9 protein-coding genes are annotated in these 13,723 nt (G+C 64.8%); 5 read left to right on the top strand and 4 right to left on the bottom strand.

The genetic code is table 11. From position 1 onward, the window contains the following. Window positions 1-26: 26 nt before the first annotated feature. Window positions 27-1,346, top strand: a complete 1,320-nt coding sequence (hemL, locus tag ACUYMZ_RS14185) for a glutamate-1-semialdehyde 2,1-aminomutase (RefSeq protein ID WP_481603976.1) — start codon at window positions 27-29, stop codon at window positions 1,344-1,346. 107 nt (window positions 1,347-1,453) lie between these two features. Further along, window positions 1,454-2,719 carry a glycoside hydrolase family 3 N-terminal domain-containing protein gene (locus ACUYMZ_RS14180; RefSeq protein ID WP_481603974.1) on the top strand — a complete coding sequence of 422 codons (1,266 nt, stop codon included), beginning with the start codon at window positions 1,454-1,456 and terminating at the stop codon, window positions 2,717-2,719. 87 nt (window positions 2,720-2,806) lie between these two features. Here ACUYMZ_RS14180 and ACUYMZ_RS14175 read toward each other — a convergent pair whose 3' ends face one another. The 4 genes from ACUYMZ_RS14175 to ACUYMZ_RS14160 all read right to left on the bottom strand — a co-directional run bounded on the left by ACUYMZ_RS14175 (window position 2,807) and on the right by ACUYMZ_RS14160 (window position 6,296). Next, a complete protein-coding gene (locus ACUYMZ_RS14175) occupies window positions 2,807-3,544 on the bottom strand; it encodes an amino acid ABC transporter ATP-binding protein (protein ID WP_426003394.1) in 738 nt (245 codons plus the stop codon). Beyond that, window positions 3,541-4,305: an amino acid ABC transporter permease gene (locus tag ACUYMZ_RS14170; protein ID WP_426003392.1), complete on the bottom strand. Its 765-nt coding sequence runs from the start codon at window positions 4,303-4,305 to the stop codon at window positions 3,541-3,543. Before ACUYMZ_RS14170 ends, ACUYMZ_RS14175 begins: the two co-directional genes overlap by 4 nt. A gap of 12 nt (window positions 4,306-4,317) precedes the next feature. Further along, complete coding sequence (locus ACUYMZ_RS14165; protein ID WP_442424785.1) at window positions 4,318-5,268, bottom strand: ABC transporter substrate-binding protein; 951 nt, start codon at window positions 5,266-5,268, stop codon at window positions 4,318-4,320. Window positions 5,269-5,585: 317 nt separating this feature from the next. After that, window positions 5,586-6,296 (bottom strand): 3'-5' exonuclease, encoded by a 711-nt coding sequence (locus ACUYMZ_RS14160; protein ID WP_426003389.1) that lies wholly within the window; start codon window positions 6,294-6,296, stop codon window positions 5,586-5,588. Window positions 6,297-6,361: 65 nt separating this feature from the next. Between ACUYMZ_RS14160 and ACUYMZ_RS14155 the strand changes: the two genes are divergently transcribed. Genes ACUYMZ_RS14155 through ACUYMZ_RS14145 form a run of 3 tightly spaced genes read left to right on the top strand, consistent with a single transcriptional unit; the run spans window position 6,362 to window position 13,712 of the window. After that, a complete protein-coding gene (locus ACUYMZ_RS14155; RefSeq protein ID WP_442424787.1) occupies window positions 6,362-6,778 on the top strand; it encodes an MGMT family protein in 417 nt (138 codons plus the stop codon). Continuing rightward, a complete protein-coding gene (locus tag ACUYMZ_RS14150) occupies window positions 6,775-10,179 on the top strand; it encodes an ATP-dependent helicase (protein WP_481603970.1) in 3,405 nt (1,134 codons plus the stop codon). The genes ACUYMZ_RS14155 and ACUYMZ_RS14150 overlap by 4 nt, the downstream gene beginning before the upstream one ends. Next, the gene (locus ACUYMZ_RS14145) at window positions 10,176-13,712 is read left to right on the top strand and encodes an ATP-dependent helicase (RefSeq protein ID WP_481603968.1); all 3,537 of its coding nucleotides are present in this window, start codon (window positions 10,176-10,178) and stop codon (window positions 13,710-13,712) included. Before ACUYMZ_RS14150 ends, ACUYMZ_RS14145 begins: the two co-directional genes overlap by 4 nt. Window positions 13,713-13,723: the final 11 nt, after the last annotated feature.

Genomic DNA, 13,723 nt, shown 5'->3' with positions numbered 1-13,723 from the left:
CGCCAAAGACTGAGAGAATAGGAACCATGACTTCAAACACCCCTGTGTCCGACCAGCTGTTCGACCGCGCCAGGTCCCTGATGCCCGGCGGCGTGAACTCCCCGGTGCGCGCCTTCGGTTCAGTGGGCGGAAACCCCAAGTTCATGGTCTCGGCCAAGGGGGCCTACCTCACCGATGCCGATGGCCGGGAATACGTGGACCTCGTGTGCTCCTGGGGTCCCGCGCTTCTTGGACATGCCCACCCGGCAGTACTGGATGCAGTCCACGCCGCAGTGGACCGCGGCCTGTCCTTCGGTGCTTCCACTCCGGACGAAGCCAACCTTGCCGCGATCGTCAAGGAGCGGGTTTCAGCCGTGGAGCGCCTCCGCATGGTGTCCACGGGCACGGAAGCGACCATGACCGCCGTACGCCTCGCCCGCGGCTTCACAGGACGCAACCTCATCATCAAGTTTGCGGGCTGCTACCACGGACACCTGGACGGACTGCTGGCGTCTGCCGGGTCCGGCGTGGCAACGCTGGCCCTTCCCGGATCGGCGGGCGTCACTGAAGCCACCGCTGCGGAAACCCTGGTTCTTCCCTACAACGACCTCGCTGCCGTCGAGGAAGCCTTCGCAGCCCACGGCAGCAACATCGCAGCAGTGATCACGGAGGCAGCCCCTGCCAACATGGGCGTGGTAACCCCCAAGGATGGCTTCAACGCCGGGCTGTCCCGGATCACCAAAGAGTACGGCTCCTTGTTGATCGTGGACGAAGTCCTGACCGGGTTCCGCACCGGCTACGCCGGCTACTGGGGCCTCACCGGGCAGCACGAGGGGTGGGTGCCGGACCTGCTCACCTTCGGCAAGGTCATCGGAGGCGGAATGCCGACGGCGGCACTGGGTGGCCGGGCGGATGTCATGGATTACCTTGCTCCGGTGGGACCCGTCTACCAGGCGGGGACGCTGTCCGGAAACCCGGTGGCCATGGCAGCAGGTGTGGCCACGCTGACGCACGCCACGCCGGAGGTCTACGCCCACGTGGACGCGCGTTCACTGGAGCTCTCCTCCGCGCTGTCCGCAGCCCTGGACGCAGAAGGAGTGGACCACTCCATCCAGCGGGCAGGCAACCTGTTCTCAATGGCGTTCGGCACGTCGGCCAACGGCGTCAACAACTATGCGGACGCTCAAGGACAGGAAGCCTTCCGGTACGCCCCGTTCTTCCACTCAATGCTCGACTCCGGCGTCTACCTTCCGCCGTCCGTGTTTGAAGCGTGGTTCCTCTCGGCAGCACATGATGACGCTGCCATGGGCCGCATTATCGATGCCTTGCCGGCCGCAGCGAAGGCGGCAGCAGCTGCAAGCGCATGATTCGTCCGGCAGCGGCAGGCTCGTGAGTTACCCCGGAGAGGAATACGACCGGATTCTTGGGTAGGCTCGTACATGGAAACCCACCCCCAACGAATTCACGGTTTGCCATGCGCACGTCCCAGCCAGCAGCATTCTCCCGTCTGAAGTTGGTGGCCGCCGGAGCCCTTGTCCTGATGGTCGGGGGTTGTTCCGGCGGCACTGGCGCACCGGGTCCGACGCCCTCCGGAAACGCCACGTCAACGCCGACGGCCGCCACCGTTACGCCTCCGGCCCCGGCCACCCCGCAAGCCGGGACAGGGTCTCCGCCGGCGGCCTCCACGGCCCCGCCTGCTGCCGCGACACCGGCGGAGGAACAGTTGGCCAGGCTCAGCCTCGAACAACGTGTGGGACAACTCTTCATGGTCGCAGCGAAGGCCACCGGCGCCGAGCCTGGCACCCTGGAGGCGTTGAAGAGCTATCACGCGGGCAACGTGTACCTCAGCGGTCGAAGCAAGGCCGGCGCGGCAGCTACCGCCGACGTTGTTGCCTCCCTGACCGCTACGGTCTCGCCGGAGACCACCGGCGGACTTCCGCTCTTCGTGGCCACCGACCAGGAGGGTGGCTATGTGCAGGTCCTGTCGGGTCCCGGGTTTTCAACCATCCCTACGGCCGTGGAGCAGGCCCAGGCCGGTCCTGCCAAGCTCAGGGCGAATGCCGCACTATGGGGCAAGGAGCTCGTGTCTGCCGGAATCAACGTCAACCTTGCACCCGTCCTGGATACGGTGACCAGTCCCGACTTCGCACCATCGAATGCACCCATCGGCCGGTTCCAGCGCGAATATGGCTACACCCCGGCCCAGGTCTCTTCCCTGGGCAACGCCTTTGCCCAGGGAATGCAGGACGCCGGCGTGGATCCGGTGGTCAAACACTACCCGGGGCTTGGCAAGGTAGTCCCCAACACGGACGTCAGCAGGGATGTCCGGGACACTGCCACCACCCGCAACGATCCTGCGCTGGAACCCTTCAACGCAGCCATCAGGAACGGGGCGGATTGGGTCATGGTTTCGAATGCCTATTACGACAAGATCGACCCCGCAGCCATTGCGCCCTTCTCGCCGGTCGTCATGGAATCCATGCTGCGGCAGGACGCAGGCTTTACGGGCATTATTCTGTCCGACGACGTCTGCAGTGCCGCGCAACTGGAGCCGTGGACCGACGCTGACCGCGCGCTTAACTTCTTCGGCGCGGGTGGCACCATGCTGGTGTGCGCCGATCCCACCAGCATTCCGGCCATGTACGGGGCGGTCCTGGACAAGGCCGGGAAGGACCCGGCGTTCCGTGCCAGAATCGATGCCGCGGCGCTGACTGTCATCAGGGTGAAAACCGGGCAATAGCCGGCAGGACCAGGCAGAAAAACCCCGCCTCCATCCCTTGCGGTCATGGAAGCGGGGTCTGCTGGTTCAGTGCTGGGGAACGTCCGGCTAGAGAACGTCCGAAAGGAATCCCTGAAGACGTTCCGTCTGCGGGTTGGTGAACAACTGCTCGGGTGGTCCCGACTCAACAACCACGCCGGCATCCATGAACGTGACTTTGTCGGAAACGTTCCTGGAGAAGCCCATCTCGTGCGTCACCACCACCATGGTCATGCCGCCCCTGGCCAGGTCTGCCATGAGGGCAAGAACGCCCTTGACCAACTCCGGATCCAATGCAGAGGTTGCCTCGTCAAAGAACATGACCTCCGGCTTCATGGCCAGGGCACGGGCAATGGCCACACGCTGCTGTTGACCGCCGGACAGGTTGGCCGGACGCGAATCGGCCTTGTGCTTCAGGCCCACGAGGTCCAACTGATCCAAGGCTTCCGCGCGAGCCTCATCCTTGGACATGCCGCGGAGCTTGCGCAAGGCCAGGGTGATGTTCTCCGCCACCGTTTTGTGCGGGAACAAGTTGAACTGCTGGAACACCATGCCAATCCGGCGGCGGAGCTCATCCGGATTGTCCTTCAGCACCGACCGGCCGTCCAGCAGGATGTCGCCCTGGTCAGGTTCGATCAGGCGGTTCATCACGCGCAGCAGGGTGGACTTACCGGAACCGGAAGGGCCGATAACCGAGGCCGTTGTGCCTTTTTCCACGTGCAGATCAATGCCGCGCAGAACATGGTTGCTGCCAAAGGACAAATGGATGTTCCTGGCGGTCAGCGTTCCGGATGCGAACTCGGTCATGCTTGGGCTCCCTTTCCTACGACCGCGGCGGCGTCGTCAGGCTCTTTCTTCTCGGGCCGGCCCGAACGGAGGCGTGCGTCGATCCAGTTGACGAAGTGGGTGAGCGGGATCGTCAGGACAAGGTAGAACACAGCTGCGGCCACATAGGGAGACAGGTTGCCCGTGTTGGCTGCAGCGTCCTTGCCGATCTGGAAGATCTCGCGTTCCGTCGCCAGGAGGCCCAGGAGGAACACCAGCGACGACTCCTTGATGAGCGCGATGAACTGGTTAACCAGCGCCGGCAGCACCCTTCGGACACCCTGGGGAACAACCACCAGGCGCATGGATGCGCCGTAGCCGAACCCCAGGGCCCGGGAGGCTTCCAGCTGGCCCTTGTCCACGCTCTGGATGCCGGACCGGAAAATTTCGCCGATGTAGGCACCCGACATCAGGGACAGCGCGGCAATGGCCATGGGATACGGGCTGGTGGAGCCCGTCAGTTCCCGGATGATCGGGCCGAAACCGAACCCGATCACCAGGATGGTCAGTACCGGGGGAAGGCCGCGGAGGATGTCCGTGTAAACACGGGCAATCCACCGCGCCACAGGGTTCCGGGAGATCCCCATCAGGGCGAGGGCCATGCCCAGCAGTGTCCCGATGATGCCCGAAATGACCGCGAGCACGATCGTGTTCGGCAGGCCCACGGCGAACATCTTGGGAATGACTTCGCCCATCGCCTCCCAGTCAAGGAAGGTGTCTGCGAGTTGCTTGAGGATATCCATGGAACCCCCGGATTACTTGGCCGGGAGCTGGACGGCCTTGCTGCCCGGCTTCCAGCCCTGCGGGGTCTGCTCGGCAGCGGTCGGACGGTCCTTGTACCACTCGCTGGTCAGCTTGGTCCACGTGCCGTCCGCGATGACGGCGTCCAGGCCGGCGTTCAGCGCGTCAATGAGGGCCTGGTTGTCCTTGTTCACGGCGTAGGCGGTGAAGTTCTGGGTGTTGACGACCTTTTCGGCGATCTTGGTGTTGTCGCCTTCCTTGACCTGGCCGTCGGCCTGCTGGGACGGAGCTACCCAAGCGTCGATCTGGCCGTTCTTCACGTTGCCGTAGACCGTGTTGTAGTCCGGGAAGCGGACCGGTTCGAGGCCCAGGGTGTTGGTGACGTAGTCGTCCTGCACGGTGCCCTGGACGACGCCGATGCGGACGCCCTCCTTGAGGTCGGCGAAGCCGGCGACCTTGGCGTCGGTCTTGGTGACCACTGCCATGTAGCCGAAGTCGTAGCCGTTGGTGAAGCCGACCGTCTTGCGGCGCGCGTCCGTGGTGGAGATCGAGGAAGATCCGACGTCGAACTGCTTGTTTGCAACCTGGGAGAGCAAAGCGGAGAAGTCGGTGGAGGCGAACTCGACCTTGAGGCCCAGCTTGTCGCCGATGGCGCGCAGGAGTTCGTTGTCGTAGCCGGTGAACTTGCCGGACGGATCGATGAAGATGTTCGGCGGGGCATCGGAGAGGGTTCCAACACGCAGCGTGCCGTCAGTGATCAGGCCAAGCTTGGACTTGTCGATCTGGTCCAGGGCAGTGACATCCGCGGTGGTGTACTTGTCCAGCGTCTGCTGGTCGCTGCCTGCAAGCGCGTCGGTGGGCGAGCTGCCGGGCTCCGGGCTTCCACCGCCGCACGCGGCCAGGGAGATAACCAGGGCTGCGGCTACCGGAGCGGCAGCAAGCCACTTGGGGGCTTTGAATTTCATGAAGAAATCACTTTCATCGAGGGTCACGTCAGACGTATGCGGTGGGCGGGGAAAACAGGGCAGCAAGCAAAGGCTTCAGCCGCCGTAGCAGACTTCGACCCGCCAAACTTAATTATGTCACCAGCGTTGCAGGCCGGGTCGAATCGAAGAAATGAGTGCTCAAACTCAATTTGATCGAATGTATGGACTGTGTTGTGGCCTCAGTGGCCGAGAGTGTTCCGCTTCACGAGTCCAGTCATGAATCCCCACACGGCTCGGGGCCGCGCAGTAGATACCGGAAAAGTTGTGACTTGCATCGCAATAGGTAGTACTGGCGTCTAGAAACCGCCCCGGCTGGCGTCTTCCGGAGGCAGTACAGGCCATTCTCCCTCAATGACGGCAGTGGGCTTGCTTCGCCTCAGGTACTGCTGGAAGTCGGCTGCCTGCGTGGCTGCCCAGTCCACCTGCAATCCGTGCAGCGTGGAAGCCGGCATGTGGAGTTTGGGGAACTTGCCCGCCATGGCATCGAGGACACGCAGCGTTGCCAGGGCGTCCGCCGCAGACGTATGGGCGTTGTCCAGGGTTATCCCATACTCCTCGCAAAGTGCCGTGAGCGTGCGCTTGCCCTTGCGGTACCTGTCCACCTGCTTGTTCATGACGTATGGATCCAGGACCGGGAACCGGCTCAACTGGGGGACACCATGGCGTGCCGATTCGGCGGCAAGGACAGTGAAGTCGTAACTGGCGTTGAACGCGATGACTGGAGTGCCGTCGTCGAACAGGGCCTGAAGCACGCCCGCGACCTCGCGGGTGACCTCCGCCGCAGGCCGGCCTTCGGCCCGCGCTTTTTCCGTGGTGATGCCGTGGACTTCGCTGGCTTCGGCGGGAATCTCGACCCCGGGATCTGCCAGCCATTCATGCTCGCGGACGAGTTCACCGTGGGCGTCGACCACAGTGATGGAAGCCGTGACGATGCGTGCTGAGCGGGAATTCTTCCCCGTGGTTTCAAGGTCGAAAGCGGCGCGGGGGAGGGTGTTCCAGGAGCTCATGTTTTCAAGCTACCGGCTGGCCCCGACACTATGGGGCACGACACTCCTGCAGCTACGCTGAAGTCATGCGGATGGAATATGTGACGGCTGTCCTGGCCGTCGTGGATCTCGTTCCATCCGGTGCGGCCGTCTCCTATGGGGACGTCGCGGAGCTCCTGGGATCCGGCGGGCCCCGGCAGGTCGGGTCGGTCATGAGCCACTACGGCAGTTCGGCAGCGTGGTGGCGCGTCCTCAAAGCCAGCGGTGAAGCGCCGCCCGGGCATGAAGCCGAGGCGCTGCGGCATTACCTGCAGGAATCAACGCCCCTGCATGGCGCCTACGAGGCATTCCAACGGACGGGCGAGGGGCGTTGGCGGGTGGACCTCGCCGCAGCCCGATGGGCTCCCACTGAGGCGGATTTCGACCGGTTGGATGTGATCTCGGACCACTTGGAGCGTCAGCTCCATGTTTTGTCGGTGCCCGATGATGAAATGACTGTGTGACCGCAACAGCAGCAAGAATCCGCCAGGCATCTGCAGCCCTCCGCCTGCTTCCGCCACGCGAAACCCACTACGCGGCGCCCCGGCTCTCGCCGGACCAGCTCGCCGTCGTGTCGGCCGTACAGGGGAGCGGGCCGCTCCTTGTGCCTGGCGCTCCCGGCACCGGAAAGTCCACGGTCCTCGTCGAATCTGCAGTCAGGCGGGTCCGCGAGGACGGAGTCGACCCCGAGCGGATCCTGATCCTGGCTCCCGGCAGGCATGCCGCTGCGGCGCTGCGGGATACTTTCACGGGGCGGCTGGACAGAAGCTTAAGTACGACGCCGGCCCGCACCTGGGCGTCGTACGCTTTCGATCTCATCAGGCGGGCCAAAGCGGAAGGCATCCTGCCGCTGCCGCGGCCCCCGAAGCTCCTCTCCGGCCCGGAACAGGACCTCATCATCAAGGAGTTGCTGGAGGGCCACGCCCGTCCGGGAGCCGGTCTTCCGTGGCCCGAGGACTTTTCGGCGGCGCTGTCCACCCGGGGATTCAGGCACGAAATCCGTCTCCTGTTCGACCGCATCATCGAGTCCGGGCGGACCGCGGAAGACCTGGCCGCCCTGGCCCGTGAGTGCGGACGCCCGGACTGGGTGGCCGCTGCCCGGCTCTACACGGAGTACAGGGACGTCCTGGACCTGCGGATGCCGGAGGCCTTCGACCCCGCGGGCATTATCACGGCCGCCCGGCAGATTTTCCAGGAGGCTCCGGGTTTCCTCGCGGCCGAGCGCGAGCGGCTCCAGCTGATCCTGGTCGATGATGCCCAGGAGTCCAACCCGGCGGTGTTTGAACTCCTGGCGGACATTGCAGAGGCCAAGGATGCGATCGTGACGTATTCGCCGGACACTGTGGTGCAGGGCTTCCGCGGAGCCCGCCCGGACCTCGTTTCCGAGCTCCCCGTTTTGCTGGGCGGGGTCAACGGCCGCGTCACGGAGGTTCCGCTGAGCTTCACGCACCGGCACTTGCCCGGCATTGCTGACGCTTGGATCCGTGTTGCGGCCCGCATCTCGCAGCGTTCGGGCGGGCAGCTTGCCCGCCGCCTGGATCAGCCTGGGCCGGAAGCCCGTCCGGGCCCCGGAGTGCAGCCCGGAGGAGAGGGACGGCAGGAACCGGGAAAGATTGCGCCGCCTGGTGCCGGAGAGCCCTCCAGGGATGGGCAGGTCGAAGGCCACGTGCTGCCATCGGCTGTCCACGAGATGCGCTACATCGCCCAGCGGATCCTGGAGGCACAGCTGCGGGATGGCCGCACCCTGGGAGACATTGCCGTGATTGTCCGCAACGGTGGAATGATTTCGCGGTTGCAGCGTTACCTGAGCGGCCAGGGTATTCCGGTCAGGGTCCCGGTGGCTGATGCCGCTGTGCGGGACGAGGTCGCCGTCCGTCCTTTGCTCCAGGTTTTCGAAGTGGTCCTGGACCAGGAGAAGCTCACCCCGGAGGCAGCGGTTTCATTGCTGACCTCCCGGATCGGTGGGGCTTCCGCCATCGAGCTGCGCCGCCTCCGCCAGTCCCTCCGGAGGGAAGAACTGCTGGGCGGGGGTGGACGGTCCAGCGACGCGCTGCTGGTGGAAGCGCTTCTCCACCCCGGGGCATTGGCCACAGTCGGAATTGAAGGCAGCTCCGCGCGTCGTCTCTCGCGCATGATCGCCGCCGGCACCGCTGCCGTGGCCAAACCGGGCGCCAACGCCGAGTCGGTGCTGTGGGCGCTGTGGGACGCGACGGGACTCTCCTCACGCTGGGCGGAAGCTGCCGTGGATGGCGGGAACGCCGGGGCGCGTGCTGACCGGGATCTCGATGCCATGATGGCCCTGTTCCATACGGCTGAGCGTTTTGTGGACCAGTTGCCGGGGTCCGGCCCCGAACAATTCCTGGACTACCTGCTGAACCAGGAACTGCCCATGGACACCCTGGCTGCCCGCGCGCAGCTGGAGGAATGCGTCGAGCTCATGACGCCCGCCAGTGCTGCCGGCAGGGAATGGCCCGTGGTGATCGTCGCCGGCCTGCAGGAAGGTGTCTGGCCCAACACCCGGCTGCGGGGTGAGCTCCTTGGCAGCACCTTGTTCGCAGATGCCGTGGAACACGGAGTCGATGACGCGCTGGGGCGGGGGCCTCTGAGTCTGTTGCGTGACATCCGCTATGACGAACTCAGGAGCTTCTCCACGGCGGTCTCGCGCGCCCGTGAAGTCCTGGTCTGCACGGCCGTCTCATCCGAGGATGAGCAGCCGTCGGCCTTTCTGGACTATGTCGCCCCCCTCGCTGCCGGAGCCATCAGGCGTGAGTACACGCCAGTGGACAGGCCCATGACGCTCCGCGCACTGGTGGCCGAACTCCGGCAGCACGTGCAGGAGGAAGACCCGCAGTCCGGACGGCCTACAGATGCTGCGCTCGAGGCAGCACGTATCCTGGCACGTCTGGCACAAGCCGGGCCCCCCGTCCCGGGGGCCCATCCGGATACGTGGTGGGGCCTTGCACCGCTCAGTTCCACGGAACCGGTGATTCCCGCGGGAGGCGTGGTTCCGGTTTCGCCTTCCAAGGTTGAAGCCGTCCATAAGTCACCGCTCGACTGGTTCGTTCAGGCTGCCGGAGGTGAGGCTGCAACGGACTTCGCCCGAAGCCTGGGAACCTTGGTGCACGGCATCGCGCAGGAAATGCCGGAGGCAACGGGGGCGGAGTATGTCGCTGAGCTGGCCCGGCGGTGGCCTTCCCTGGGCATGAAGGACAATTGGGAAGGAAAACTCGACTTCCAACGTGCCGAACAAATGGTCCGCAAGTTGGCCCGGTACGTCCTGATCATGCGAAGCGAAGGCCGTAGCCTGCTGGCTGTGGAACACGACTTCCAAGTGGACTTACCGGACGTTGAGTTGCCTCCTGCAGGGGAGCACACAGGCGTTACGAGCCGCCGCGCCGTTCTTCGCGGCCAGGTGGACCGCCTGGAAATTGACGCCGAGGGGCGTTTGGTGATCGTCGATCTCAAAACAGGGAAAAGCCAGCCGGGTAAAGCCGAGATGGAACGGCATCCGCAATTGGGGGCCTACCAGGCCGCAGTGCTTGAGGGAGCTTTCGAGGACGCCGTCGTTACGGATACACCAGCGCCCGGCGCCGGCCCCACAGCCGGTGGTTCCGGGCGTTCACCTGGTGGCGCTGTCCTTGCCCAGCTCGGCACCAAGGCCAAGAGCCCGGCGGTCCAGCAGCAGGACCCGCTGGATGGGAAGGACAATTGGGCGGCGGAACTGGTCAACCAAGCGGCCGTCCTGATGGCCGGTGCGGCGTTCGAGGCGCGGCACGACCCCGCTAAGGGCGGACACGGGGGGCATGGGTGCCGCCTGCCTGATGTGTGTCCGCTGTGTGCAAGAGGAAAGCAGGTTACGGAATGACGATCGATCTCCTGGAGGGAGCAGACCTCAACGGAGCTTTGGCATCGGAACCCGGACCAGACCTGCCGAAGCCCCGGTTCTCCCCGGCAGGACTGGCCGCGATCCTTGGTGAAAAGAACAGTCCCACCGACGAGCAATCGGGCATCATCGCTTCTCCGCTCACACCGCGCCTGGTCATCGCCGGTGCCGGTTCCGGCAAGACAGCCACCATGGCGGACCGTGTGGTGTGGCTCGTGGCCAATGGATGGGTCCGTCCCGAGGAAGTCCTGGGCGTGACCTTCACTCGCAAGGCCGCGGGGGAACTCGCTACCCGTATCAGGTCCAAGCTCGCCACGCTCCAGCGAATCGCCGCTGAAGATGATGGATCCATCGGATTCCCGGAGGGAATTTCAAGTGCCACGGACCTTGAGCCCAAAGTATCCACCTACCATTCCTACGCCAGCGGCATCGTCGCCGATTATGGTTTGCGTCTCGGGGTGGAAAAGGATGTCGTCCTGTTGGGTCAGGCCCAGTCCTGGCAACTGGCCAGCGAGGTAGTTGAAGCCTACGACGGCGATTTCGAACATTTCCGTGCCGCCAAGTCCACCTTGGTCAATGGGGTCATCCAACTCGCCGGAGAATGCGCCGAACATTTGCAGGATCCCGGCGCGGTCCGGGATTGGGTGCTGGACCGCGTTGCCACCTTCGAACAGTTGCCGTATCTCGCCACCGCCAAGAAGAACCCTACGCAGGGTGCACTTGATCTCGCGGGCTTGCTGCGGACACGTGCCAGCGTCGCCGACATGGTGGTTCGCTACCAGCAGGCCAAACGCCAGCGTGGCGTCCTGGATTTCGGTGACCTCGTGGCCCTGGCCGCCCGTATTGCCAGTGAGATCCCTGTTGCGGCCGCAGCCGAACGCGCGCGCTACAAAGTGGTGCTCCTGGACGAGTTCCAGGACACGTCCCACGCCCAATTGGTGCTGTTCTCGCGGCTCTTCGGCCAGGGCCATGCCGTGACAGCGGTGGGGGACCCCAACCAGTCCATCTATGGGTTCCGGGGTGCTTCCGCCGGCCAGCTCTTCCATTTCGTGCAGGAGTTTCCGGTCAAGACTGCCGACCCCACCACGGGGACAGTGTCCTACGGCGTCGCTCCGACGTCCTATCTGACCACTGCATGGCGGAACGGGAGGAACATCCTGGCGGCAGCCAACATGATTGCTGCGCCTTTGAACCGGGCAGTCGCAACCACGTCCGGCCCGGGAAGTCCCGCCGGTTCAGGTCCTCATGGTGGCGGGGTGCCAGCTCTCGTGCCCAGCCCTGCCGCAACGGACGGCGTGGTATCCATGGGTCGCTTTGTCACCGACGAAGACGAAGCCTCCGCCATAGCCCGGGATGTGCAGCGTTATCAACGAACCGTGTTCGAAGAGGAGAAGGACGGAACCCCGGTTAGGCCGACCCTGGCTGTGCTGTGCCGAAGGCGTGCCCAGATGGAAAGCCTCCGCCGCGAGTTCGAACTCCAGGGAATCGCCTACGAAATCGTGGGTTTGGGGGGACTCCTCGATACTCCGGAAGTCGTGGACCTGGTGGCAACACTGAGGGTCCTGGCCGACCCCGGACGTTCAGATTCCTTGATGCGGCTCCTTGCGGGTGCCCGCTGGAGGATCGGCCCGGCGGACCTGATGGCCTTTCATGATTGGTCCAGGTTCCTCGCGCGCAGGCGCGAAACCCACGCCGATGATTCCCCAGCCGACCAACCCGAGGACGCAGCAGTCGTGGTGGAGGGCGACATCACGGACGCGTCCAGCCTGGTAGAAGCCTTGGACTTCCTTCCCAAGCCGGGGTGGACGTCAGCGCAGGGCAGGACCCTGGGGCCGATCGCCCTGGCGCGGTTGCAGTCCTTGGCTGCCGAGCTTCGGACGCTGCGAACATTTGTCGGTGACGACCTCACGACGCTCCTCAATGAGGTCGAACGTTCCATGCTGCTGGACATTGAAGTCGCTGCCAAGCCGGGTGTCAGCATCCACCAGGCGCGCCGGAACCTGGATGCGTTCCAGGACGCGGCTGCCGGGTTCCTCCAGACGTCCCAACGGATCGATCTCCTGGCATTCCTGTCCTGGCTGGAAGCTGCAGCGTCCGAAGAAGGCGGGTTGGACGTGGCGCCGGCGGAGACCAACCGCGAAGCCGTCCAGTTGCTGACCGTCCATGCCTCCAAAGGCCTGGAATGGGATGTTGTCTTCGTGCCGGGGCTCAATGACGGCTCCTTTCCCAGCAACAGGGACTCCCGCTGGACCAGCGGGGCGGCCGCCTTGCCGTGGCCTCTCCGGGGTGACCGGGCTGATCTTCCCCAGTGGGACACTGACCAGCCGGACCAAAAGGGCTGGTTGGATGCGGAGAAGGTTTTCAAAGCCGATGTCCAGGCGCACGGTGAAGCCGAGGAGAGACGTCTTGCATATGTGGCCTACACCCGGGCCAAATTCGTGCTGTGGGTTTCCAGCGCGGCGTGGAACGGTTCACGTGCCGGCATCGCCGGGATGTCCCCGTTCCTCGCTGAACTGGCACCCCTGGCCGGTGTCGGGGAGACCGCGGAACGCCCGTCCGGGATGGCGGGATCAGCAGCTGTGGTGCATCCGCAGTCAGTCGCAGAGGACGTCCTCCCCGGCAGCAGCCCGCTAACCAGCGTCCTGGAAGTCGCGGAATTCCCCTACGACCCCTTGGAAGGCCCCATCGACCCACGGACCGGTCACCGCTTGAGGCTTGTTCCGGGCCGACGCGCCGCCATGGACCGTGCCGCTGGTCTGGTGAGGGAGTTCATGGAACAGCCCGGGAACGGTGCGGCATCAACAGATCTCCCGGGAATTGCGGGCAAGTGGTCCGCGGAAGCCGACTTGTTGCTTGACCGCCAGCGGGGACGGAACCTTGGCCAGGACGTACATCTGCCGAGCCATATCTCTGCCTCGCTCTTCGTGGACCTGGGCGCGGACCCGTCCGGCGTGCTCGCAAGGTTGCGCCGACCCGTTCCACGGGAGCCGGGGATGTCGGCGCGTCAAGGTACCGCGTTCCATGCCTGGGTGGAAGAGTATTTCGGCACCGCGGGAATGCTGGACCTTGACGAGGCCCCGGGCTCGGACGCCCATATCGATGAGGCCTATGGCCTCGACCAGATGGTGGCCGCGTTCAAAAAGTCGGAGTGGGCCCACCGTGAACCCGCCTTTATCGAGGTTCCCGTCGAGACGAGGATCGGCGACGTCGTTGTCCGCGGCCGCATCGACGCCGTATTCCAGGATGCGGACGGCCAGTGGCAATTGATCGACTGGAAGACGGGACGCCGCCCCACGGGCCAACAACTGGCCATCCGGTCAGTCCAGTTGGCTGTGTACAGGCTTGCATGGGCGAGGCTGAAAGGCGTGCCGCTGGGGGAAGTCAGCGCGGCGTTTTATTACGTCGCCGAGGACGCCGTGGTCCGGCCGCACGATCTTGGCACGGCGGAGGATCTCGAGCGGATCATCGTCGGCGCCCTCAGCAGGCAGCGTTCTGCGGAGACCGTTGGTGAGTGACGCCTTGACTG

Source organism: Arthrobacter sp. T572 (assembly GCF_056780115.1).
This window is presented reverse-complemented; position numbering and strand designations above follow the sequence as displayed.

Coding starts and splice junctions, on each gene's coding strand:
- ACUYMZ_RS14175 (WP_426003394.1), bottom strand. CDS start 3,544: ATGACCGAGTTCGCATCCGGAACGCTGACCGCCAGGAACATCCATTTG.
- ACUYMZ_RS14180 (WP_481603974.1), top strand. CDS start 1,454: ATGCGCACGTCCCAGCCAGCAGCATTCTCCCGTCTGAAGTTGGTGGCC.
- hemL (WP_481603976.1), top strand. CDS start 27: ATGACTTCAAACACCCCTGTGTCCGACCAGCTGTTCGACCGCGCCAGG.
- ACUYMZ_RS14165 (WP_442424785.1), bottom strand. CDS start 5,268: ATGAAATTCAAAGCCCCCAAGTGGCTTGCTGCCGCTCCGGTAGCCGCA.
- ACUYMZ_RS14160 (WP_426003389.1), bottom strand. CDS start 6,296: ATGAGCTCCTGGAACACCCTCCCCCGCGCCGCTTTCGACCTTGAAACC.
- ACUYMZ_RS14155 (WP_442424787.1), top strand. CDS start 6,362: ATGCGGATGGAATATGTGACGGCTGTCCTGGCCGTCGTGGATCTCGTT.
- ACUYMZ_RS14145 (WP_481603968.1), top strand. CDS start 10,176: ATGACGATCGATCTCCTGGAGGGAGCAGACCTCAACGGAGCTTTGGCA.
- ACUYMZ_RS14170 (WP_426003392.1), bottom strand. CDS start 4,305: ATGGATATCCTCAAGCAACTCGCAGACACCTTCCTTGACTGGGAGGCG.